We start from the raw sequence: 22,414 nt of genomic DNA, 5'->3' as shown, positions 1-22,414 counted from the left end.
AGCGTTACTAAGAAATCTTGACAGTGGTAAGCAGCAAGGCCACCATTTAGTACGCTGTGAACGGTCACAATCTTGCGCTACCTGAGGAGCAACCAATGGCGGCTGAACACGTAATTCTTGAGATGCGCTCCATCACCAAGGAATTTCCCGGCGTCAAGGCGCTGTCCAACGTGTCACTGACGGTCAGGGCTGGAGAAATCCACGCGATCTGCGGTGAGAATGGCGCAGGCAAGTCCACGTTGATGAAAGTGCTCTCCGGTGTCTACCCGTACGGTTCCTACTCTGGGGACATTATCTTGCAGGGCGCCGAGATGCGGTTCAAAGACATTCGCTCAAGCGAAGCGGCTGGAGTCGCGATCATCCATCAGGAGCTCGCGCTTATTCCGGAGCTCTCGATCACCGAAAACATCTTTCTTGGCAATGAGCCCACCAAGTGGGGCGCCATCGATTGGATCGGCGCCAAGCGCACCGCCTACGAACTGCTTGCCCGGGTCGGCCTGCGTGACGATCCGGACACCCAAGTCAAGAACATCGGTGTCGGCAAGCAGCAGCTGGTTGAGATCGCCAAGGCGCTCAACAAATCGGTCAAGGTACTCATTCTCGACGAGCCGACCGCTGCACTCAACGAAGCCGACTCCCAGCACCTGCTCGACCTCATTCGCGGGCTCAAGGGCAAGGGCATCAGCTCGATCATGATCTCCCACAAGCTCAACGAGATCGAGCAGATCGCCGACACGATCACCATCATTCGTGACGGCCAGTCGATCGAGACCCTCGACATCGCCGCCGACGGCGTCAACGAGGACCGCATCATTCGTGGAATGGTCGGACGCAGCCTGGAGAGTCGGTTTCCCGATCGCACTCCAAAGATCGGCGAGGTCTTCTTCGAGGTGCGCGATTGGACCGTGCAACACCCGCAGGTGTCCGAGCGGATGGTCGCGAAAGGGTCGAACCTCACCGTGCGCACCGGCGAGATCGTCGGTATCGCCGGACTGATGGGTGCCGGGCGCACCGAGCTGGCCATGAGCATCTTCGGCCGTTCCTACGGCAACTTCATCTCGGGCCGCATCTTCAAGGACGGCAAGGAGATTGTGCTTCGCAACGTGGGCGAGGCCATCGATCACGGCCTCGCCTACGTCAGTGAGGATCGCAAAGCGCTCGGGCTCAACCTGCTCGACGATATCAAGCGCTCCGTCGTCTCGGCCAAGCTCTCGAAGATCTCGGTTGGCTCGGTGGTCAACGACGCCAAGGAATACTCCATCGCCGAGGAGTACCGCAAAAACTTGCGCATCAAGACCCCCAACGTCGAGATGGGGGTGAGCAAGCTGTCGGGTGGCAACCAACAAAAGGTGGTGTTGGCCAAATGGATGTTCACCGACCCCGACATCCTGATTCTGGACGAACCCACCCGAGGCATCGATGTCGGCGCGAAATACGAGATCTACGGGATCATCCAGGCGCTCGCCGCCCAGGGCAAGGGCGTAATCCTGATCTCGTCCGAACTGCCGGAGCTGCTTGGCCTGGCCGACCGCATCTACACAATCTTCGAAGGCACCATCACCGACTGCATCGACGGTGCTGACGCCGACCCGGAAACCCTGATGAAAAGCATGACCTCTGCCAAAAAGAAGGTGCGCAGCATATGAGCGGCAACACAACCACGACCGAGAAACGCAAGTCGATCTTCGGCAGTAATATTCGTCAGTTCGGCATTCTCTTCAGCCTGATCGCCATTATTGCGCTGTTTCAGATTTTGACCGGCGGGCTCACGCTCTCTCCGGGCAACCTGATCAACCTGGTGAGCCAGTACTCCTACATTTTGATCCTGGCCATCGGCATGGTCATGGTGATCATCGCCGGTCACATCGACCTATCGGTTGGATCGGTCGCAGCGTTCGCGGGCATCGTGGTGGCCACGTCTATGTCGCAGTGGAACTTCCCCTGGCCGTTGGCGCTGCTCTTCGGCCTCCTGGTGGGCGCAGTGATCGGGGCCTGGCAAGGATTCTGGGTGGCCTACATCGGCGTACCAGCCTTCATCGTCACCCTGGCCGGCATGCTCATTTTCCGTGGCGGCAACCAATTCTTCGGTAACGCCAACACGGTGCCCGTCCCAGAGGCCTTCACCATAATCGGTGCCGGATACCTTCCGGAGGTGGGTCCGACCACTGGATACAACAACCTCACTCTGCTGCTCGGATTCGCCATCGCCATCGCCATCGCCGTGCGGGAGTGGCGGGCCAGGCGGGTGCAGAAGACGATGCACTCGGATTCCTCCCCGCTCTGGGCCAGCTTGGTCAAGATCGGACTCCTCGACGCTGTTGTCATCTACGCGACATTCCTATTTGCTGGCGGCCGGGTGGGCACCAGCTTCCCGGTGTCGGGCATCATCCTCGGCGTGCTCGTGCTGTTCTACAGTTTCGTCACCCGCAACACCATCCTAGGCCGCCACATTTACGCGGTCGGCGGTAACAAACTCGCCGCGGAACTCTCCGGAGTGAACTCACGCCGAGTGGACTTCCTCGTCATGATGAACATGTCGATCCTGTCTGCCCTGGCCGGCATGATCTTCGTCGCTCGTGCCGGAGCATCCGGCCCGCAAGACGGACTCAGCTGGGAACTCGACGCGATTGCCGCGGTCTTCATCGGTGGCGCCGCAGTATCCGGCGGGATCGGCACCGTCATCGGTTCCATCGTCGGTGGTTTGGTGATGGCGGTGTTGAACAACGGGCTTCAGCTACTCGGCGTGGGCTCTGACCTGGTGCAGATCATCAAGGGCATGGTGCTGTTGGCGGCCGTCGGAGTGGACGTCTGGAACAAGAGCCAGGGGCGGCCCTCGATTATCGGGCTCCTCACCCGCAAGCGCAAGGTTACCGACCCGGCGACACCGCCGCCCGCGGTGCGCCCGAAGGCCGGCGCGTCCGAGACCTCGCGGCCAGCCGACCTGCCGTTCAACTAAGTCCCTGCGTTTCGTAACGCCACAGGTCTCATGAGCTTTTTCCTATTCCCTTCCGCCAAGTCCTGTACATCAATAAACAGAAAGTGATTGACATGCGAAAAATTCTCACGGTCACAGCGATGGCCGCAGTAGCGCTCATGGCGCTCTCCGGCTGCTCGAGCCGAGCGCCTGAGACGGCCGGCGACGGCAGTGCCGCGGTCGGGTTCCCGGCTGACTCCGTCATCGGTGTAGCCCTCCCCTCAAAGACCAGCGAGAACTGGGTTCTCGCTGGGGGGCTGTTCGAGGACGGTCTCAAAGAGGCAGGGTTCAAGGGCGACGTGCAATACGCCGGAGCGTCTACAACGGTGAAGGACCAGCAGGATCAGATGTCGGCCATGGTCACCAACGGAGCCAAGGTCATCATCGTCGGAGCCCAGGACGGCGGCCAGCTCGGCACGCAGGTCAAGGACGCCCATGACGCCGGTGCCATCGTCATCGCCTACGACCGTCTCATTCTGAACACCGACGACGTCGACTACTACGTGGCCTACGACAACTTCAAGGTAGGCGAGTTGCAGGGGCAGGCCCTGCTTGACGGCCTCGCGGCGAAAAAGCCCGAGGGTCCGTACAACATTGAACTGTTCTCCGGCAACTCCGCTGACGCCAACGCGCCGGTGTTCTTCAATGGGGCCATGAGCGTGCTGCAGCCGAAGATCGACGACGGAACGCTCGTTGTTGCCTCCGGGCAGACCGACATCAAGCAGACCGCAACCGCCGACTGGAAGCCGGAGAACGCGCAGAGCCGCATGGACTCGCTGCTGACCAGCACCTACGGCAGCCAGGAAGTCGACGGCGTGCTCTCGCCCAACGACACCCTGGCCCGCGCCATCATCACTTCGGTGAAGGCAGCTGGCAAGTCCATCCCGGTGGTCACCGGACAGGACTCCGAAGTAGAGTCGGTCAAGTCGATCATGGCCGGCGAGCAGTACTCGACCATCAACAAGGACACCCGTGTTCTCGTGAAGCAGGCCATCGACATGGTCAAGATGCTGCAGACCGGTGGAACTCCCGTGACCAACGACGACACCTACGACAACGGCAACAAGATCGTTCCAGCGTTCCTGCTGCCGCCGGTCATTGTGACCAAGGACAACGCGGCTGAGGCGTACGCCAACGACCCGAAGTTGTCGCCGCTGACCAAGTAGCGAGAAGCTTCCGCTGATCCGACGGGTCGGTCTCCACAGTCGTGGGGGCCGGCCCGTTTTGTCTGTGCCGGCATACGCGTATCTTCGTGGCTGGAGGGTGCCCGACACGCCGGATGCCATTTCACAGGCAAAATTATGCTGCGAGTGTTGCCTGTGGATAACTGCGTCGGATTCCGCGGGATTCGGGCGAATCGGAGTGGGGGGACTGTGAGCAAAATGTGGAATGTCGGTGGATAACTACACAATTGTAATTACTGCATGTAGTAGCTATTGAGTGTGGCCATCACTAGATGTAGTATTGGAACTCTAGTCAGGCGCTACAGCCAGACAGTACACTTGCTCACTTTGCACGACGTTCCTTGACAGGTTTCTTGCCGGTGATCAAGGAGTTTTATCGAACATACTTGCGAAGTATGTCGAACAGAATTAGACTTTACCAGCCAAGAAGAAAGGCCATAACCATGGCAATCACCGTTTACACGAAGCCCTCCTGCGTACAGTGCGCGGCCACGTACCGTGCCCTCGACAACAAGGGCATCGAGTACGAGGTGCTCGACCTCTCGGTCGACGAAAACGCTCTGGAGGCCGTCAAGGCTTTGGGTTACCTGCAGGCTCCCGTCGTGATCACCGACGAAGAGCACTGGTCGGGCTTTCGCCCCGACAAGATCAACGCACTCGCTGCTCGCCTCGCGTAGTTCACCTCAACCAGCACGCCCCACCCACCCGAAAGTCTCGCCGATCAGAATCGCCACAACAGATGACTGACATCGTGTATTTCTCGAGCACCTCGGGTAACACGCGCCGGTTCGTCGAGAAACTCGGTCGGAAGGCAGCGCGCATACCTCTGCATACGCGTGAAGAGCCGCTCATAGCCACGGAGCCGTACGTGCTCTGCGTGCCCACCTATGGAGGCGGCAGTGCGGGCGGGGCGGTGCCCAAGCAGGTCATCAAGTTTTTGAACAATAAGACCAATCGGTCGTTGATCCGCGGCGTCATCGGCGCCGGCAATATGAATTTCGGTACCGCCTATTGCCTGGCCGGCGACATCATCGCCGCGAAGTGCAAGGTGCCGTACCTCTATCGCTTTGAAGTATTTGGAACACCGGATGATGTGCGCATCGTTCATGACGGATTGGAAGAATTTTGGAAACAACAGCCGTGAAAGTCACGCCCATGGACGCACCGTCGGCCATGGACTATCACTCGCTCAACGCGATGCTCAACCTGTACGGCCCGAACGGGGAGATCCAGTTCGACAAGGACCGCGAGGCCGCCCGCGAGTTCTTCCTGCAGCACGTCAACCAGAACACGGTATTCTTCCACTCGCTGCGCGAGCGCCTCGACTACCTGGTCGAGAAGGAATACTACGAGCAGGCCGTGCTCGACCAGTACTCCTTCGAGTTCATCACAAGCCTGAACGATTTGGCCTACTCGAAGAAGTTCCGCTTTCAGAGCTTCCTCGGCGCGTTCAAGTACTACACCTCGTACACGCTGAAGACCTTCGACGGTAAGCGGTACCTCGAGCGTTTCGAAGACCGGGTAGTCATGACCGCACTCGGTCTCGCATCCGGCGATGAGAAGCTTGCCGTCGCCCTGGTCGAAGAGATCATCGCCGGCCGCTTCCAGCCGGCAACCCCGACCTTTTTGAACTCCGGCAAGGCCCAGCGCGGCGAACTCGTCTCGTGCTTTTTGCTGCGCATCGAAGACAACATGGAATCGATCTCGCGTGGCATCAACTCCTCGCTGCAGCTCTCCAAGCGTGGCGGCGGCGTAGCCCTGCTGCTCTCCAACATTCGCGAAGCCGGCGCACCGATCAAGCAGATCGAGAACCAGTCCAGCGGCATCATTCCCGTGATGAAGCTGCTCGAAGACTCTTTCAGCTACGCCAACCAGCTCGGTGCCCGCCAGGGCGCCGGCGCTGTCTACCTGCACGCGCACCACCCCGACATCATGCGTTTTCTCGACACCAAGCGGGAGAACGCTGACGAGAAGATTCGCATCAAGACCCTCTCGCTCGGTGTCGTCATTCCCGACATCACCTTCGAACTGGCCAAGAATGACGACTGGATGTATCTCTTCTCGCCCTACGACGTGGAGCGCGTCTACGGCGTGCCCTTCGCCGATATCTCGGTGAGCGAGAAGTACCACGAGATGGTCGACAACCCCCGCATCAAGAAGTCCAAGATGAAGGCGCGCGAGTTCTTCCAGACCCTTGCCGAGATTCAGTTCGAGTCGGGCTACCCGTACATCATGTTTGAAGACACGGTGAACGCGGCGAACCCGATCGAGGGCCGCATCAACATGTCGAACCTGTGCTCCGAGATTTTGCAGGTGAACACCCCGACGACCTACAACGAGGACCTCTCCTACAACGAGATCGGGAAGGACATCTCCTGCAACCTGGGGTCGATGAACATTGCCTTGGCCATGGATTCCGGCGACCTCGGCCGCACCGTCGATGCTGCCATTCGCGGCCTCAACGCGGTATCGGAGCAGAGCCACATCAGCTCGGTTCGGTCGATTGAAGACGGAAATGACCGCTCGCACGCCATCGGCCTCGGCCAGATGAACATGCACGGCTACCTCGCCCGTGAGCGCGTCTACTACGGCAGTGAAGAGAGCATCGACTTCACCAACATCTACTTCTACACGGTGTTGTTCCACGCCCTGCGTGCCTCCAACGCCATCGCCATCGAGCGCGGCCGCGCTTTTGAGGGCTTCGAAAACTCCACCTATGCCTCCGGGGTGTTCTTCGACAAGTACACCGACCAGGTGTGGGAGCCGGCGACGGCTCGCGGGGCCGAACTCTTCTCCCAGGCCGGGGTGTCGATTCCGACGCAGGCCGACTGGGCCGAGCTGAAGGCATCCGTTGTCAAGCACGGTATCTACAACCAGAACCTGCAGGCCGTGCCGCCCACCGGGTCGATCTCGTACATCAACAACTCGACCGCGTCGATCCACCCGATCGCGGCGAAGATCGAGATTCGCAAGGAAGGCAAGTTGGGCCGCGTGTACTACCCGGCGCCGTTCATGACGAACGACAACACCGAGTACTACCAGGATGCTTACGAAATCGGCTACGAGAAGATCATCGACGTGTACGCGGCGGCGACGCAGCACGTAGACCAGGGCCTCTCGTTGACCCTGTTCTTCAAGGACACCGCGACCACCCGCGACATCAACCGCGCCCAGATCTATGCTTGGAAAAAGGGCATCAAGACGATCTACTACATCCGTCTGCGGCAGATGGCCCTCGAGGGTACGGAAATTGAGGGTTGCGTGTCCTGCGCACTCTGAGCACATCAAGCGCTCGAGTGAGCTCACTGTAAATTTCTGACTGACTGTAGTGGTACGGCTCCCGGAGGAACCCATGATTGACAAGCTCAAACTGGTGTCGCACGTTGATGCGATCAACTGGAACAAGATCGAAGACGAGAAAGACGTCGAGGTCTGGAACCGGCTGACCAACAACTTCTGGCTGCCGGAGAAGATTCCGCTCAGCAACGACATCCAGTCGTGGAACCAGCTCACGCCGGTCGAGCAGCAGCTCACCATGCGCGTGTTCGCCGGGCTGACCCTGCTCGACACGATCCAGGGCACCGTCGGCGCCGTGTCGTTGATTCCGGATGCCATCACCCCGCACGAAGAGGCTGTCTACACGAACATCGCGTTCATGGAGTCGGTGCACGCCAAGAGCTACTCGTCGATCTTCTCGACGCTCGCTTCCACCAAGGAGATCGACGAGGCGTTCCGCTGGTCGACCGAGAACGAGTACCTGCAGCGCAAGGCCTCGATCGTGATGGATTATTACCAGGGCGACGATGCGCTCAAGCGTAAGGTCGCCTCGGTTCTGCTCGAGTCGTTCCTGTTCTACTCGGGCTTCTACCTGCCGATGTACTTCTCCAGCCGGGCGCGCCTGACCAACACGGCCGACCTCATCCGTTTGATCATTCGGGATGAAGCGGTGCACGGCTACTACATCGGCTACAAGTTTCAGAAGGGTCTCGAAAACGCCACGCAGGAGCGTCGCGATGAGATCAAGGACTACGCCTTCAACCTCGTGTTCGAGCTGTACGAGAACGAGGTGCAGTATACGCAGGACCTGTACGACGAGGTCGGCCTGACCGAAGACGTCAAGAAGTTTCTGCACTACAACGCCAACAAGGCTCTGATGAACCTCGGCTACGAGGCGATCTTCCCGAAGGATGTCTGCGACGTGAACCCGGCGATTCTCTCCGCCCTCTCACCGAACGGCGACGAGAACCACGACTTCTTCTCGGGCTCGGGATCGTCGTACGTGATCGGCAAGGCTGTCGTTACCGAAGACGACGACTGGGACTTCTAGGCCTCGAATTTCACAGAAGGGCGGATGCTGTGGCATCCGCCCTTCTGTGAACAGGCCGGTTGGCACGACGCCTGGTCTTTCGTGAATCGGTGGTGGGTCAGGCAGCCTTCGCGCCGCGAGTAAGGATTGCCGCGGTTGTCACTCCAGCGGGCTCGAAGCATCCGTTGAGACTGCGGTGTTGCCAACACCGTGTGCCGCGATCAAGCGGGGTCCCAGGGCAGGGCCTGATCAGACGGAATCGGGGCGAGCGGAATCACCACCACCGGGCGATGCTGACGGTGCGCCAGTTGCGCTGCCACCGAACCGTTGATGAACTCCTGCAGGCTGGCCCGCAACGTCGCCTCCCTGGTTCCGACCACGATCATCGCCGCGTTGAGCGTGTTGGCCAGGTCGCCGAGGGCCCGGGCCGGTTTGCCGGCCAAGGCCCGGGTGCTCCAGGGGAGACCGCGTCCGTCGAGGAGTACAGCCAGGCGTGCCGTGAGCTCCGGGTCGAATGTCTCCTCCGCACGTTCGGGCGAGTCGCCTGTGAGTGGCAAACTCGTCATCGTGCCGTAGCCCAGGTCGTAGACCTGGTGCTGGCCGGCGTCCACGGATGCGCACACCAGTTCCGCGTTGAAACGCGCCGCGAACGCGGCCGCCTGCTCTACGACGGTATCCGGCTGCCCTGGTACCACCCCAACAATTACGTACTGGCTCATGCTGCACTCCCTTGTCTCCGGCACCCGGCAGACGGACGGGATCCCCTGTCGTACCTCGGGTCACGGCCAGCATGGCAGATTGCGCCCCGATTCGCCGTAAACCGAGGCGGAGATTTTCGTTCATCGACGAAGAAAAGTCGCGTTCAGGCGATCGGTAGGGCAGACGTCTTCGTTCGGTGTTCGAACAGGTCGACCAGGGCGAACACCAGGGCAACGGCGATGAGTACCAGCGCCACCAGGATTCCGTTGAGGAAACCGTCACGAAACACCTGCACGCGGTCAGGCTGGCTCGCCTCCGCGTACAACGTTGCGTAGAAGGTCGAGATTATCGCCGCGACTCCGATGGCCGTTCCCACTCGCTGGCCTACCTGGGCCATCGACCCGGCGACGCCGCCCTGAGTGATGGGAACTTCGCTCAGGATGAGCGTCTGGTTCGGTGAAATGACGAGGCCACCGCCGGCGCCGGTCATCGTCATGGCAGCGGCGATCAGCCACGGTGCGAGGCCGACCGAGGCGGATAATCCCGCCAAGAGAACGAGCACAAAGCCGATCATGACGGTGACCAGGCCGAGAGCGACGAGCTGGCGGCCCCAACGGAAGACCAGGCGACCGCCGATCCACGACGTCACAGCGGAGGTGAGGGCAAACGAGATGCTCACCATTCCGGCGAAGACGGGCTCAAGCCCAAGGCCCTGTTGCAAAAAAAGGGTGACCAGCAGAAAGTACGGCGGAATTGCCGCAAAATAGGCCGTAGTGATCAGTATCCCGTTGCGGTAGGACGCCGTACGAAAGAGCCCGAAATTCACAACAGGTGACTTGCCCCTGTGCTGGTAGTGCCGTTCCCACCAGAAGAAGGCGGCGCTGGACAGACCGAACACGATCAGCCAGAACCAGCGGCGGGGGTCATCCGTTGGGGCGCCGGTCGTCAGCACGAACGGAAGCATGAGGCCGAGAGTGGCAATTCCCAGCAACAGGATGCCGACGAGGTCGAGTCCCGTGCGTTCTCGCTCATGGCTCTGGCGTTTCGGAAGCACTCGCATCGCGAAGAAGAGTGCCAGAAGACCCAGCGGCACGTTCATCCAAAACGACAGGCGCCAGCCGTTATCGGGGCCGCCGACGGCGATCAGAAGGCCACCGAGGGTCGGTCCGAAGGCCGTCGAAACTCCGATGACCGCTCCAAACAAGCCGAAGGCGCGTCCTCGTGCCGCGCCCTGGTACAGCTGTTGGATCAGCCCGAGTACCTGCGGCATCTGAATTCCCGCAGCAATTCCCTGCGCGATACGCGCCACTATCAAAAATTCGATCGTAGGCGCGAGCGCGCACAGGATGCTCGCGGCCGTGAAAGCGCAGAGACCGACAATGAACATGAGTCGCCGGGAATGGATGTCGCCCAGCCGACCGGACGGTACCAGCGCGAGCCCGAAGGCGAGTGCGTAACCAGCGACGATGAGCTGGAGTTCGGTGGTACCGCCGCCGAGCGACTGCTCCATGGCCGGCAAGCCGACATTGATCTTGGACAGGTCGAGGATTGTCAGCGAAGCAACTCCCACGCACACCCAGAAGGCTTGCCGCTTCGACCTGTCGGCGTGCTCGGAGGCGGGAGGAGTGGTCTTCGGCATGGTCCATTGATTCTAGATCCCGGGTCACAGGCCAGTACGATCTTCGGCACGCGGACTGCCGTGGCTGGCCCCTAGGTGCCACCGCGCAGGGCCGTGATCGGCTCGATGTTGGAGGCGCGCACGGCGGGATAGGCGCCGGCGGCCAGCCCCACGACGATTCCGAGCAGCGCGGCGCCGACGGCGACGAACGGGTCGAGTATGGGCGTCCAGCCCTGCAGCAGCGACACGACGACGACCGCGAGTACCCCAAGCGCCGAGCCGATCAGGCCGCCGAGCAGACCGATCACGGCCGACTCGACGATGAACTGCCGCGCGATGTCGCGCTTGGTCGCGCCGAGCGCCCGGCGCAGGCCGATCTCGCCGACCCGTTCCATCACCGAGAGCAGGGTGACGTTGGCGATGCCGAGACCGCCGGCGAGCAGGGCGAGAATGCCGAGCGTGAGGAAGACGATGTTGATATCGGCCTGGATATTGTCTTGCAGCGACGAAGCGGCGGCGGGCGCCTGCACAGTGAAGTTCTCGGGTGCGTTCGGGTCGAGCGCAATCGGTGCCTGCCGGGCCACGAGCGTGCCGGCGCCGACATCGATCTTGACGTGCAGTTCGGTCGGGGCGGTGAGTCCGAAGTCGGCGCGCGCGGTGCCGAGCGGCACAATGACGGCGTCGAGCAGGTTGGCGCGGCGCTCGACGCCGTCGATGATGCCGATGACCGTGTATGGAACCTCGCCGATGAAGATCGACGGCTGCGAGTCGACCCGGTTGATGCTGAGCGTTTCGGCGGCTCGAGCGCCGAGCACGACGACCCGGTCGGCGCGCTCGTCGTGGCCGACGTCGAAGTAGCGCCCGGTGACGACCTGCCCGCGCACTGCGGCGAGCAGGCCCGGCGAGGTGGCGATGACGGCGGGGCTCAGGGTTTGCGCGGCCGAGGGGTCGTTGACGGGAACGGAGGTCACGAGCTGGCCGTCGACGTCGATCTCGGCCACGAGGCCCGCGCGTTCCACCCCGGCGAGGCGATTGACCCGCTCCGGGGCATCCCACGGTAGCCGCCCGGTGGTCTGTTCATTACCGCTCGAATTGCGGGTTGAGGCCGGTTCGATCATGACCTGGGTCGCCGAGACGGCGTCGAACTGGTTGGAAATCTGCCCGGCGGCGGTCTGCGCGAACCCAATGGTGACCACGAGTGAGGCGATGCCGAGCACGGTGCCGAGGGTCGTCATCACGAGTCGGCTTGGGCGGGCGCCCACGCCGTAGCTCGCCTCGACCATCAGGTCCTGCACCGAGAACCGGTCGGCGCGACGAACGACCGGAACGATGCTGGGCGTCAGTTCAGCGGATGCCGTCAGCTCAGCATCAGGGGCCGCTGCGGCGCGGGAACGGCGCAGCATCCGCTTGACGAAGACCTTCATGACAGCTCACTCAGGCGACCGTCGGTGATGCGCACGCGGCGTTCGGCCCGATCGCTCACGGCCCGGTCGTGGGTGATGACGATGAGGGTCAGGCCGTCGGCGTGCAGCTCTTCGAACAGGTCCATGACCTCACCGCCGGTGGCCTCGTCGAGGTTACCGGTCGGTTCGTCGGCGAGCAGCAGTTCGGGGGAAGCGACGACAGCGCGTGCTACGGCCACGCGCTGGCGTTCACCGCCGGAGAGGGTGCCAGGCAGAAAATCGAGGCGGTGATTGAGTTTCACGCGGTCGAGGGCGGCTCGGGCGCGGTCCTCGCGCTCGGCGCGCAGCACGCCGCTGTAGAGCGTGGCGAGCAGCACATTGTCGAGCACTGTGCGGTGCGGCAGTAGGTGGAACGCCTGAAAGACGAAGCCGATGGTGCCGCCGCGCACGATGGCGCGCTGCTTCTCATCGAGCAGGCTCGTCGAGGTGCCGTCGAGGTGATATTCGCCGACGCTCGGCCGGTCGAGCAGGCCGAGCAGGTTGAGCATCGTTGACTTGCCCGATCCGCTCGGGCCGACGATGGACAGGTAGTCGCCGCGTTCCACCCGCAGGTTGACCGATTTGAGCGCCTGTACCTCGGGTGGCCCGGGAAAAGACCGGGTGACGTTGACCAGTTCGACGACCGGGGCCGCGATCACCGGCCCACCACGACGAGATCTCCGACGCCCAACGAGCCGTCGACGGCGGTGATCTCCACGAAACCTTCGGCGGCAAGCCCGGTCGTGACCTCGACCAGCACCGTGTCGGCGGAGCCGCCGGGAGCGAATTCAACGCGGGATTCGCCGCCAGGCCCCGCGGTTAGTGCGGCGAGCGGAACGGCGAGTACGTCGCCCTCGGTTGAACTGACCGGCACGCGCACACGCACGTTGCTGCCCTGCACGGCCTGGATCTGCTCGTCAGTGAGAGCGTCGGGAGCGAACAATACGGTGAAGCGGCCGCTCGCGGTCTCACCAGTGGCCGGTTCGGCGGGGAGCACCGAGGAGATCGTTGCGGGCTGGTCACCATCGGGCATGGCGAGAGTGGCCGGGGCGCCGACTTCGAGCAGTGCGGCATCGCTCGCGGTTGCCGAGCCGGAGATCACGAGCGTCGCGCCGGAAACCCGCATGACCGGCCCGGTGATGCTCGATCCGCGTTTGACGCTGATCTCGTCGACCCGGCGGGGGAGGCCGGGCAGGTAGAGCACTTCGCCGGCCGGCAGGTACGCGAGCGCGCCGTCACGGGCGTCGCTCAGGGTCGCGTTTGCACGGGTCAGTTCGGCTTTGGCCGCGGTGACGGCAGCTTTTTCAGCGCTCGCGTCGCGTGGCGCGAGAGCCTGGGCCTGGCGGGCGACGGCCAGGGTGACGGACTCCTCGGCATCCGCTATCTCGTTGGGGGTTCCCTCGGTCCTGGCCAGGGCAAGCGCCCGCTCTGCGCTCCGCACGAGGTTGCCCTGCTCGACCACGTCGACGTTCGACGCGGCGCCCTGCACCGTGGTGAGGGCGCCGTTGGCGCTGTCGACGGATGCCTGCGCGCTCGTGACTCCGGCTTCGGCGCCGCTCACCGCGATCGCGACGTCGCCGCCGCCGGAGGGCGCTGGGTAGCCGACCTTGGCATAGAGCGCGGTGACAGCGTTCGCCGTTTGCGCGTCGAACACGTCGGAGTCAAGCGCGCCGGCATCGATTCCGGCGGCGTTCAAGCCCTGCTTGAACTGCAGCACGTCGGGGCCGGAGACGCCGACGCGCAGGGTGCGGTAGACCGGCAGGTCGCCGGGCAGGACGATCACCGGGCGACCGGTGACCTCGAGCGCGATCGAGGCGGTGTCGAAGATGGCGGCGACTTCGGGCACCTGCCCGGTGACGATGGGCGCCCCGGCGAGTTCGCCGGTTTCGATCGAGACCTCCACCGAGTCGGCGTAGGTGGCGTCGCCGCGCATGGTGACGTCGTTGGCCAGTTGCCGGTTTTCGATGGGGACCGTGATGAGGCCGCCGGCGGGAGCATCGGCATCCGCTGCAGCCTGCCCGGGCGAGACGATCAGCTGGCCAAGCCCGAGGCCGACCACGAGCGCGACGATGGCGACGGTGGCCATGACCCAGATCACCCGATTGCCGGCGAACAGGCGGCGCCAGCCCTGACTGCCTGAGCGGGTGGGCGGCGCGACAGCGTCGAGGTCGATCACCTCGGTCGCATCTGGCTCTGTCGCTGCTCGTCGCCCGAACAGGCGTGACACCTACTTGCCTTGCTCGGAGTCTGCGATGAGCGCGTCAAGCTCGGACTTGTGGTCGGTGATGAATTGTTCTTCCAGCTCGAACTGCACCTTGGTTGTTGCTTCGGTGTAGTCCACATCTTCGGCGCAGGTGAAGTCGGCCATCGCCAGCGCAAGTTCCTGTTCGCGCAGATCCGCGAGAACCTTCTCATCGGGGGTGGTGCCGGCCTCGTCTTCATAGAGCGCGTTTTGCGCGTCCATGATCGACTCCTGTGCGTCAGCCTTCTTCGCGAAGGTCGCATACCCGGTATCGGCCATGCAGGCCGCCCACTCAGCGTCGAGCTTCACGATCGCGGGGGACTTCTGCAGGTCTTGGTACAGGGTGCTCATCGCGTCGTAGACCGCGGCGTGATCTTCTGGTGATGGCTGGTCGCCGTTGATTTCCTGAAAGGCTGCGCCGTAGCAGCCCTTAGCTTCGTAGCTGTCCACGTAGGAACCGTCGGCGATCTCTTCTTCTGAGGGCTGTGGGCCGTTGAGTGCTTCGTTATATGCGGTTTGCTCGCCCGCGGAGAGTGACGCCAGGTAGTCCTGGTTCGGATCGACGTAGGCCTCGCTCTCCTCTTCCTGCGCGGCCAGCTGCTCCGGGGACTGGCTCATGCCGTATCCGTTTTCAGCCACCCACTTCTCGGTGCCGTACTCCTCGCCGCTGTCGCCCATCATGCCGCTGTACTGCGCAGCGTCGGCGGGCGTGTAGTCGAAGCCTTCGTCAGACATGCACGCAGCGACGAGTTCCTCTTGCTCGTTCTGCTGAGCGATCACCGAGTCTTCATCGAAACCCGCATAGATCCCCGACATGTACTTCGCCAGCGGGCCCTCGGCCGGATCGAGCTTCTCGGCCGCCTTCTCACCGCTGCACCCCGCGAGCGTCAGCGACAAAAGAGCGGCGGCGGCGATGGCCGTGAGCAGTGAGCGATGGCGCATGAAGTTCCCCTTTGAGCATTGTCTGGGCTGCGCCAATAACCGATCGCCGCCCCCGATCTCCCCAGACGCTAGCGCACCGCGAGAACGGCTGGGGTAGACGCCAAAATGCAGCGCCACAAAAACCATACTGCTTGGTCTGTTTTGTATGCAACTTGTCGGCTCGGGCCGGTGCTCGAGCGGAAGACGGCAGGGGAACTGCAAGGGCTGCGCGCATAACTCCTGCAATTTCTCACCCGTGATGATCAGATCCGCGTAATGACGGGAGAGTTAAATATCGTCGAGACAGATTGCAGGAGTTATGGCGTGGGACGGGGTGTGAGGTACGGATAGGGTTCACTAAGGAGTCACCTCCCGGTTTCACGTGATTGGAAAATGCACCATGGCTCAAAACCCTAAACAGAGCAACAAGGTTGCCCGAACGGCCAGCTCGGGGATTAAAAATGCCCGGTTCAGCGCTGCAGCAGACACTGCCGGTGCCAGGGCCCGCGCCCTGGCGGCCCGCGCCCTGGAAAACAAGAAGCCCGGCAGGTAGCGTCGCGAGCTCGGTCAGCGCGCGGCGTGCAGGTAGGCCAGCTGCGCCCGAACGGATGCCTCGGCGGCGAACCGCACCGCGGCATCCGTTTGCGAGTAGACCAGATCGGTGACCTGGGCCACGGTCGCCGCCGAACCGAGGGCCTCGAGCGCGGCGCGCACCTGGTCGAGACGCTCGTGGCGGTGCGCGAGGTAGGCCGAGCAGATGGCCGCGAGGTCGGGCAGCACCGGGCCATGCGCGGGCAGCACGATGGCCGGCCCGAGCACGCGCAGGGCCTCGAGCGAGGCTAAGTAGTCGGCGAGGGCGCCGTCGATGATCGACGTTCCGCGGCCGAGGATGGTGTCGCCGGTCAGGACGGAGCCGGTGGCGCCGTCGCCGGGCAGGTGCAGACAGACTGAGTCGTCGGTGTGTCCCGGCATGGCCAGAATGCGGATGCTGGTGCCGGCGGCCGCAATCAGCTCCCCGTCGCCCAGCGGGTCGCCATTCACGCAGAAGGCCGGATCGAAGGCCCGCACCGGGGCACCGGTGAGCTCGGCGAATCGAACGCTTGCCGCCGTGTGATCGGCGTGCCGGTGTGTGATCAGTACGAGCTCGACCCGGCCGGAGGCGGCAAGGGTTGCGAGGTGTCCCTCATGCAGCGGCCCCGGGTCGACGACGACGATCGTGTGCGCGTCGGGCGCCTTGATGAGGTAGCTGTTGGTGCCGTCGAGCGTCATCGGACCGGCATTTGGCGCGAGCAGGCTGCGGGTGAGCGGACTCGTGCGCATGATGTCGTCGGGCATAGCTGGCAGCTTACTGCCGCAAGTGGCGGCGCCCCGAGGCTCGAGACGCCACCATTCGGCACTGGTCAGGGGTGAACGATGATCTTGACCGCGGTCTCGTTGTGATTGATGAGGGTGTCGAAGCCCTGCGTGATGAGGTCATCGAGTGCGATGCGACCGGTGATGAACGGCGCCAGCTTGACCCGGCCGTCTTGCACGAGCTTGATGGTCGCCGGGTGGTCGCGCACGTAGGCGATCGTTCCACGCAGGTCGATCTCTTTGAGCACGAGCTTCTGCATGTCGATGCTGGCCGGCTTACCCCAGATCGACACGTTGACGATGACGCCGGCGGGTCGAACAGCGTCGAACAGCTGGTCCAGTACAACGTTCACGCTCGTGCATTCGAAGCAGACGTCGGCGCCGTTGCCCCCGGTGAGTTCCCGCACCCGAGCGACGACGTCTTCCTTACTCGGATCGAGCACGTGATCGGCCACGCCGGTGCCCCGCGCCTTCTCCTTGCGTGCCTCGCTGAGTTCGGACATGATCACCGTCAGGCCCTTGGCCTTGAGTACGGCGGCGACGAGCAGGCCGATCGGGCCGGCGCCGCCGATGAGGGCAACATCGCCGGCTTTGGCCCCACTGCGCACGAAGGCGTGGTGTGCCACCGAGAGTGGTTCGATCAACGCGGCTTCGTCGAGGGGGATATCGCCGATGGCGTGTACCCAGCGGCGGTCGACGACGACCTGCTCGCTGAGTCCTCCGCCTCCACCGGCCAGCCCGATGAAACCCATCTTCGTGCACAGGTGGTAGTTGCCAGCCAGGCAGGGAGCGCATTCATTGCAGACGAAGTAGGGTTCGACCACGACGTTGTCTCCGACTGCGAGGTCGGTCACTCCCTCGCCAAGCGCGCTGATGGTGCCGGAGAATTCGTGGCCGAGCGTGACTGGCTCCTCTTCGTGGGAGAGCGGGTGGGGATGCCCCTCGGCCGGAATGAAGATCGGCCCGTCGAGGTATTCGTGCAGGTCTGTTCCGCAGATTCCGCACCAGGCCACGTCGATGGTGACGGCTCCTGGTCGAAGTTCGGGTGCGGGGATGTCCTCGATGCGGATGTCTGCTGGGCCGTGAAAACGCGCTGCTTTCATGATGCCTCACTACTCCTTGCACCGAAACAGCGACAATACCCTCGTGGCACCGGCGATACTCTTCGGCGTGTTTGCAGCCTACTCGCCGGGTAGCGGTGAAGGCCCGGCGTTAGGGTGGAAAAAGCCTGCCCGACTCGACACCCGAAGGACCAGCGATGACGCGAGACACCGAGCCAGTGCCAGCACGTATCGGAGTCGCTGCCACGGTGGTCTTGCTGCGTGACAGTGCCACCGGGCCCGAGGTGCTGCTGCTCGAACGCCCCCGTCACCGAGGGTCTTTCGCCGGTGCGTGGGTGTTTCCCGGCGGCGGCGTCGACCCGGGCGACCGGCGGGCAGCGGATGAGGCGGCGCCGGCTGGCCCCGCCAGTGCGGGGGAGAAGGCGGTCGACCGCGGCTCGGTGGGCCTACCCGACGGGCTTGGCCCGGCTGCGAAGGCGGAGGCCGTCGAACAGCTCGCCGCCCGTCGGGCTGCCGTGCGTGAGGTGCGGGAAGAGACCGGGCTCGAAGTCGTGCCCGAGGCGCTGATCGCGACGGCGGTGTGGGTGCCTCCGCGCAGCGCCCCGAAGCGACTACGTACCTGGTTCTACCTCACGCCCGCGCCGCCCGGCACCATCGTGCTCGCCGAGGATGAGGTGATCGATTACACCTGGCTGCGGCCGGCCGAGGCGCTGGAGCGGCACGCATCCGCTCTAATGACCCTCGTGGCTCCGACCTGGGTCACCCTGCACGGGCTGCAAGGTGACGGGTCGGTGGCCGAGATCATGGCGCGTGCCCAAAGGCGCGCCCTGGCACACTACGAAACCCGGCTCGGTACGAGCGAGCGGGGGTCGGCGCTGTTCTGGGCGGGGGATGTCGCCTACGCCGATGATGCGCTCGCCGAGCAGGCCGGCGGTCGTCACCGCCTGGAAGTCGGCCAGGTACCGTGGGTGTACAGCGTGAGCTAGCCGGCAGCCTAGACGTCGGGCAGGAGCGACACGGGCGCACAGTCCTGGCCGCCGACGAAGTTGAGGCAGTCGTCGAACATCACCGAGAACGGTTCGAGGGTCGAATCCCCGAACCAGTCGTTATAGAACAGCCAGAAATTGAGGTTGCCGTAGGTCGAGCATCCGTCGCCCTCGTCGCCGGCATTCGCGACGGCAACCGCGTTGGGCTGATAGGGCGTGTAGTTATACAGGTTGGCGGTGGCCTGGTTCTTGACGCCGACGATGGAGGCCCCGCATTCGGCGTTGGGGTTGAAGCCCACGTCAACACTGCCGATTTTGAATGCCCGGTCGGGCTCCTGGGTGTACTGCCGAAACTGCCAGGCCGCGTTGTAGACCTGGTTGAAGAAACCGAAATATTGGGCGTCACAGTCTGCGGTATCCGGGCAGCCGTAGCCGGTGGCGCGCAGATAACCGGATGCGCTCGGTCGGGTCAGCAGGGATTGTTCCTTCTGCAGCAACACCAGCAAGACCTTGGGGCTGACCGTGCAGGCCGCCGCGATCTTCGCGATGATCCGGGCGGCCGTTTCGTTCTCGGCGCCGATGTAGGGCTGGCAGTGCCCATCGCCCTGGGCTGGCTGGCTGGTCGTCGTTTCGCGAAACTCCCAGAGGCAGGGCACGCTGTCGCTCGGCCGGCAGGAACGCTGTTCGAGAAAATCCTGGATGCCGCTCTGGGTGAGGGCGTCCGGGTTGAAGAAGTTGAAGTCGCTGATGATGAGACCGGGGTCGAACACAGCGGGGTCGGTGGTTACCGGGTCCGTCGGGTCAGCCGGGTCCGTCGGGTCAGCCGGGTCAGCCGTGTCCGTCGGGTCAGCCGTGGCGGGCGACAGCGGTGCGGCGGCGACCGATGCCGGCGGCAGTGCGATGAGCGTCGCTGCAAGCCCGATGAGGGCCATGCCGGTCGCCAGAATGCGCAGGTGACGACGGGGCAGCGCGAAAGTGCTCATACCAAAACCCTAACCGGCCTCGGCCGGTTCGCAGCAGGCCTGCGAGATGTGAACGCTCGTTCGTCGCGGCACTCCGCCGAGAAGCGGGCACTTGTTGCTAGGGGTGCCACCGTCTTCAACGAGTGCCGCGAGCTCGCCCGGCGGCTTCGGTGGCCTCCGCCACCCGACCTGCGCGGGGCGCCTCCCAATCAGATGCGCGGAGCGGGAATGACCACCATGGGCGACTGGATGTTCAGCACAATCGAGTGGCTCACCGAACCGAGCAGTAGTTTCGAGATGCCCTTCTGCCCATGGTCGCCCACGACGAGCAGCGCGGCTCCACGGGAAGCGTCGAGCAGCGCCGATTGCGGGGCGCCGCGCACGAGTGATGGCCGAATCGAGAGCGCCGGATAACGGCGGGCGACGGTGACCAGTGCTTCGTCGAGAATGCGCCGATGGGACTTCTCCAGCGTCTGTAGAAACCGAGCGTCGGGTTCGGTCGTGTCGCGCCAGACAAGCGGCTCCTGCCACGCGTGGATCGCGTGCAGTTCCTGGCCGGTGCGGTCGGCCTCCTTCGCGGCGAAGCCCACGGCGGCGTTCGAGGCCGCCGATCCGTCGACGCCGACCACGACGCCGGCATGGTGTGTGCTGTCGCCCTCCGGAATAATCGCGATCGGTCCCCGGGCCGAACCGGCCAGTCGGGCCCCCATCGACCACTCGTAACGCAGGGTCGATCCGCGACGACGGTGCGTTCCCACCACAACGATGGTGTCGGTTTCGCTCAACGCGCGCAGTTCGGTGACCGGGTCCCCGGAGCGTAGATCGGCGTGCACGGTGAGATCCGGGTATTTTGCGCTCACCCGGTCGGCGGCATCCTTGAGTACTTCGCGGGCGTGCACGGTGGTGGACTCCTCGGCGAAGTAATCCGCCGACGATACCGTTCGGTCGAGGATGCGCACCAGGGTGAGCTCGCCATCGTTGCAGCGGGCGAGTGACCAATCCAGGGCCGCCCGAGCGGGGTCCGACCCATCCCACGCGACCACCGTCTGGTTCCGTGTGAGCGTGTGCGTCATGAGCTCAATCCCTTCTACGGTGGCGGGCCACGAGCGGGAATGTCGTGTGAACGTCACCAACGAGTGATCTTCACGTTAGCTATCGCCGGTGCCCGCGAGTAGGGCCTTAAGTCACGTCTGGTGATGATTCACGCGGCGAACCTCGCCCGGCGCCAGGGCGATACTCCTGGTCACCAGAAAACTCACACGAGCGGCCCCCGCCTCGAGGCGGGGGCCGCCGGACATCGGTTCGCAGACGAGCAGAGTGCGCAGGAAGACCTCCCAGGAAAACCTCCGGGAATACCTGGTCAGCGAGAGATGACGACCTTGAGTGCCTTCGTTTCGGCCGCGCGGCTGAAGGTGTCGTAGGCCTCGAGGAACTGGTCGAAGTTGAAGTGATGCGTGGCCAGTTTCTCAGCCGGCAGCTTCTTGCTCGCGACGAGCTTGAGCAACATCTTGGTGGTGTTGGCGTTGACCAGCCCCATGCTGATGTTGATGTTTTGAATCCAGAGGGTTTCGAGGTGGAGGTCGACGGGTTGGCCGTGCACGCCGACGTTGGCGATGTTGCCGCCCGGGCGCACGATCTCGGTGGCCATGGTGAAGGTCGCCGGAATGCCGACGGCCTCGATCGCGACGTCGACGCCGGCGCCGTCGGTCAGTGCGAGCACCCGGTCTTTCCAATCGGCGGGGCCGGAGACGACGGTGTCGGTCGCGCCGAAGTCGCGGGCGCGCTCGAGCCGGTTCTCGTCCAGGTCGATCGCGATGATGCTCGCTGCGCCGTAGAGGCCGGCGGTGGCAATGGCGGCCAGGCCGACCGGGCCGGCGCCGATGACGGCGACGACATCGCCGGGCTTGACCCGGCCGTACTGCACGCCGATTTCAAAACCGGTCGGCAGAATGTCGCTGAGCATGACGCCCTGGTCGTCGCTGACGCCCTCCGGCAGCTTGTGCAGGGAGTTGTCGGCGTAGGGCACGCGCACGAACTCGGCCTGGGTGCCGTCGATCAGGTGGCCGAAGACCCAGCCGATGCCCGAGGCGCCCTCGTCGCCGAGGCAGTGGGAGTAGAGGCCGTTGCTGCAATTACTGCAGTGTCCGCAGCTCTTGATGCAGGAGATGATGACGCGGTCACCGACTTTCAGGTTGCTGACCGCTGAACCGACCTCGGTGATGGTTCCAACGCCCTCATGGCCGAGGATGCGCCCGACGGTGACAGCGGGAACGTCGCCCTTGAGAATGTGCAGGTCGGTGCCGCAGATCGTGGTCGTGTCCACGCGCACGATGGCATCGGTCGGGCTGTGCAGCGTCGGGTCGGGAACGTCGGTCCAGCTTTTTTGGCCGGGGCCACCATAAACGAGTGCCTTCACGAGCTTCTCCTCGATTCTTAAGAGTATGAGCGGGCAAAAACCCCTCGAAGCCACGGTATGACCGAACGGTCACCGGCGACTAGGGCCGAAAGTCCCGCCCCGACGGGGCTGCAGATTGGGCACCCAATCGGGACTTCCGGCCCTACGTGTTGGCCCGGGCGGCTGACAGAATAAAGGCGAGGCGATGGGGCATCAGCTCCTCCTTCGTGGCGGGAGACTCCACTGCTGCGACCTGCGATCAAGAACGAGG

General features: G+C 63.6%; 19 protein-coding genes. 8 read left to right on the top strand and 11 right to left on the bottom strand.

Translation table 11 applies throughout. The features are described 5' to 3' along the window. Positions 1–95 precede the first annotated feature (95 nt). The 7 genes from mmsA to nrdF all read left to right on the top strand — a co-directional run bounded on the left by mmsA (position 96) and on the right by nrdF (position 8,485). Positions 96–1,646, top strand: a complete 1,551-nt coding sequence (gene mmsA, locus E3T27_RS06925) for a multiple monosaccharide ABC transporter ATP-binding protein (protein WP_104196799.1) — start codon at positions 96–98, stop codon at positions 1,644–1,646. After that, entirely contained in the window at positions 1,643–2,956 is a 1,314-nt protein-coding gene (mmsB, locus tag E3T27_RS06920) for a multiple monosaccharide ABC transporter permease (protein WP_134572042.1), read from the top strand. Before mmsA ends, mmsB begins: the two co-directional genes overlap by 4 nt. Before the next feature lie 92 nt (positions 2,957–3,048). Then, positions 3,049–4,140: a substrate-binding domain-containing protein gene (locus tag E3T27_RS06915; RefSeq protein ID WP_104196797.1), complete on the top strand. Its 1,092-nt coding sequence runs from the start codon at positions 3,049–3,051 to the stop codon at positions 4,138–4,140. 461 nt (positions 4,141–4,601) lie between these two features. Next, a complete protein-coding gene (nrdH, locus tag E3T27_RS06910) occupies positions 4,602–4,835 on the top strand; it encodes a glutaredoxin-like protein NrdH (protein ID WP_104127791.1) in 234 nt (77 codons plus the stop codon). Between the two features lie 62 nt (positions 4,836–4,897). Then, entirely contained in the window at positions 4,898–5,302 is a 405-nt protein-coding gene (gene nrdI, locus E3T27_RS06905; RefSeq protein ID WP_104127790.1) for a class Ib ribonucleoside-diphosphate reductase assembly flavoprotein NrdI, read from the top strand. 11 nt (positions 5,303–5,313) lie between these two features. Beyond that, the gene (gene nrdE / locus E3T27_RS06900) at positions 5,314–7,437 is read left to right on the top strand and encodes a class 1b ribonucleoside-diphosphate reductase subunit alpha (protein WP_104196796.1); all 2,124 of its coding nucleotides are present in this window, start codon (positions 5,314–5,316) and stop codon (positions 7,435–7,437) included. 73 nt (positions 7,438–7,510) lie between these two features. Further along, a complete protein-coding gene (gene nrdF / locus E3T27_RS06895) occupies positions 7,511–8,485 on the top strand; it encodes a class 1b ribonucleoside-diphosphate reductase subunit beta (RefSeq protein ID WP_134572041.1) in 975 nt (324 codons plus the stop codon). 200 nt (positions 8,486–8,685) lie between these two features. Here the strand turns inward: nrdF and E3T27_RS06890 are convergent, their stop codons facing one another. The 8 genes from E3T27_RS06890 to E3T27_RS06855 all read right to left on the bottom strand — a co-directional run bounded on the left by E3T27_RS06890 (position 8,686) and on the right by E3T27_RS06855 (position 17,842). Continuing rightward, entirely contained in the window at positions 8,686–9,183 is a 498-nt protein-coding gene (locus E3T27_RS06890) for a universal stress protein (RefSeq protein WP_134572040.1), read from the bottom strand. 143 nt (positions 9,184–9,326) lie between these two features. Beyond that, complete coding sequence (locus E3T27_RS06885; RefSeq protein ID WP_134572039.1) at positions 9,327–10,802, bottom strand: MFS transporter; 1,476 nt, start codon at positions 10,800–10,802, stop codon at positions 9,327–9,329. Positions 10,803–10,873: 71 nt separating this feature from the next. Beyond that, entirely contained in the window at positions 10,874–12,205 is a 1,332-nt protein-coding gene (locus E3T27_RS06880) for an ABC transporter permease (RefSeq protein WP_134572038.1), read from the bottom strand. Beyond that, a complete protein-coding gene (locus tag E3T27_RS06875; RefSeq protein ID WP_134572037.1) occupies positions 12,202–12,882 on the bottom strand; it encodes an ABC transporter ATP-binding protein in 681 nt (226 codons plus the stop codon). Before E3T27_RS06875 ends, E3T27_RS06880 begins: the two co-directional genes overlap by 4 nt. Next, the gene (locus tag E3T27_RS06870) at positions 12,879–14,450 is read right to left on the bottom strand and encodes an efflux RND transporter periplasmic adaptor subunit (protein WP_241992159.1); all 1,572 of its coding nucleotides are present in this window, start codon (positions 14,448–14,450) and stop codon (positions 12,879–12,881) included. Before E3T27_RS06870 ends, E3T27_RS06875 begins: the two co-directional genes overlap by 4 nt. Next, a complete protein-coding gene (locus tag E3T27_RS06865; protein WP_134572036.1) occupies positions 14,451–15,533 on the bottom strand; it encodes a hypothetical protein in 1,083 nt (360 codons plus the stop codon). A gap of 420 nt (positions 15,534–15,953) precedes the next feature. Further along, positions 15,954–16,721, bottom strand: a complete 768-nt coding sequence (locus E3T27_RS06860) for an MBL fold metallo-hydrolase (RefSeq protein ID WP_104196789.1) — start codon at positions 16,719–16,721, stop codon at positions 15,954–15,956. A 65-nt stretch (positions 16,722–16,786) separates the two neighbouring features. Further along, complete coding sequence (locus E3T27_RS06855) at positions 16,787–17,842, bottom strand: 2,3-butanediol dehydrogenase (protein ID WP_104196788.1); 1,056 nt, start codon at positions 17,840–17,842, stop codon at positions 16,787–16,789. Between the two features lie 155 nt (positions 17,843–17,997). Between E3T27_RS06855 and E3T27_RS06850 the strand changes: the two genes are divergently transcribed. Continuing rightward, positions 17,998–18,786, top strand: a complete 789-nt coding sequence (locus E3T27_RS06850) for an NUDIX hydrolase (RefSeq protein WP_134572035.1) — start codon at positions 17,998–18,000, stop codon at positions 18,784–18,786. A gap of 8 nt (positions 18,787–18,794) precedes the next feature. On the opposite strand, the gene E3T27_RS06845 is transcribed toward E3T27_RS06850, so the two are convergent. The 3 genes from E3T27_RS06845 to E3T27_RS06835 all read right to left on the bottom strand — a co-directional run bounded on the left by E3T27_RS06845 (position 18,795) and on the right by E3T27_RS06835 (position 22,164). Further along, positions 18,795–19,769 (bottom strand): hypothetical protein, encoded by a 975-nt coding sequence (locus tag E3T27_RS06845; RefSeq protein ID WP_134572034.1) that lies wholly within the window; start codon positions 19,767–19,769, stop codon positions 18,795–18,797. Positions 19,770–19,957: 188 nt separating this feature from the next. Beyond that, complete coding sequence (locus tag E3T27_RS06840; protein ID WP_134572033.1) at positions 19,958–20,821, bottom strand: universal stress protein; 864 nt, start codon at positions 20,819–20,821, stop codon at positions 19,958–19,960. Positions 20,822–21,108: 287 nt separating this feature from the next. Then, entirely contained in the window at positions 21,109–22,164 is a 1,056-nt protein-coding gene (locus E3T27_RS06835; RefSeq protein ID WP_134572032.1) for a zinc-dependent alcohol dehydrogenase family protein, read from the bottom strand. Positions 22,165–22,414: the final 250 nt, after the last annotated feature.

Origin of the sequence: Cryobacterium lyxosi (genome assembly GCF_004403345.1) — a bacterium.
GTDB lineage: Bacteria > Actinomycetota > Actinomycetes > Actinomycetales > Microbacteriaceae > Cryobacterium > Cryobacterium lyxosi.
This window is presented reverse-complemented; position numbering and strand designations above follow the sequence as displayed.

What these genes read in the sequence shown, in the direction of transcription:
- E3T27_RS06865 (WP_134572036.1), bottom strand. Translation starts at nt 15,533, where the DNA reads ATGGTTTTTGTGGCGCTGCATTTTGGCGTCTACCCCAGCCGTTCTCGC.
- E3T27_RS06860 (WP_104196789.1), bottom strand. Translation starts at nt 16,721, where the DNA reads ATGCCCGACGACATCATGCGCACGAGTCCGCTCACCCGCAGCCTGCTC.
- nrdI (WP_104127790.1), top strand. Translation starts at nt 4,898, where the DNA reads ATGACTGACATCGTGTATTTCTCGAGCACCTCGGGTAACACGCGCCGG.
- E3T27_RS06845 (WP_134572034.1), bottom strand. Translation starts at nt 19,769, where the DNA reads ATGAGCACTTTCGCGCTGCCCCGTCGTCACCTGCGCATTCTGGCGACC.
- mmsB (WP_134572042.1), top strand. Translation starts at nt 1,643, where the DNA reads ATGAGCGGCAACACAACCACGACCGAGAAACGCAAGTCGATCTTCGGC.
- E3T27_RS06850 (WP_134572035.1), top strand. Translation starts at nt 17,998, where the DNA reads ATGACGCGAGACACCGAGCCAGTGCCAGCACGTATCGGAGTCGCTGCC.
- nrdF (WP_134572041.1), top strand. Translation starts at nt 7,511, where the DNA reads ATGATTGACAAGCTCAAACTGGTGTCGCACGTTGATGCGATCAACTGG.
- E3T27_RS06840 (WP_134572033.1), bottom strand. Translation starts at nt 20,821, where the DNA reads ATGACGCACACGCTCACACGGAACCAGACGGTGGTCGCGTGGGATGGG.
- E3T27_RS06880 (WP_134572038.1), bottom strand. Translation starts at nt 12,205, where the DNA reads ATGAAGGTCTTCGTCAAGCGGATGCTGCGCCGTTCCCGCGCCGCAGCG.
- nrdH (WP_104127791.1), top strand. Translation starts at nt 4,602, where the DNA reads ATGGCAATCACCGTTTACACGAAGCCCTCCTGCGTACAGTGCGCGGCC.
- E3T27_RS06885 (WP_134572039.1), bottom strand. Translation starts at nt 10,802, where the DNA reads ATGCCGAAGACCACTCCTCCCGCCTCCGAGCACGCCGACAGGTCGAAG.
- E3T27_RS06855 (WP_104196788.1), bottom strand. Translation starts at nt 17,842, where the DNA reads ATGAAAGCAGCGCGTTTTCACGGCCCAGCAGACATCCGCATCGAGGAC.
- nrdE (WP_104196796.1), top strand. Translation starts at nt 5,314, where the DNA reads ATGGACGCACCGTCGGCCATGGACTATCACTCGCTCAACGCGATGCTC.
- E3T27_RS06915 (WP_104196797.1), top strand. Translation starts at nt 3,049, where the DNA reads ATGCGAAAAATTCTCACGGTCACAGCGATGGCCGCAGTAGCGCTCATG.
- E3T27_RS06890 (WP_134572040.1), bottom strand. Translation starts at nt 9,183, where the DNA reads ATGAGCCAGTACGTAATTGTTGGGGTGGTACCAGGGCAGCCGGATACC.
- mmsA (WP_104196799.1), top strand. Translation starts at nt 96, where the DNA reads ATGGCGGCTGAACACGTAATTCTTGAGATGCGCTCCATCACCAAGGAA.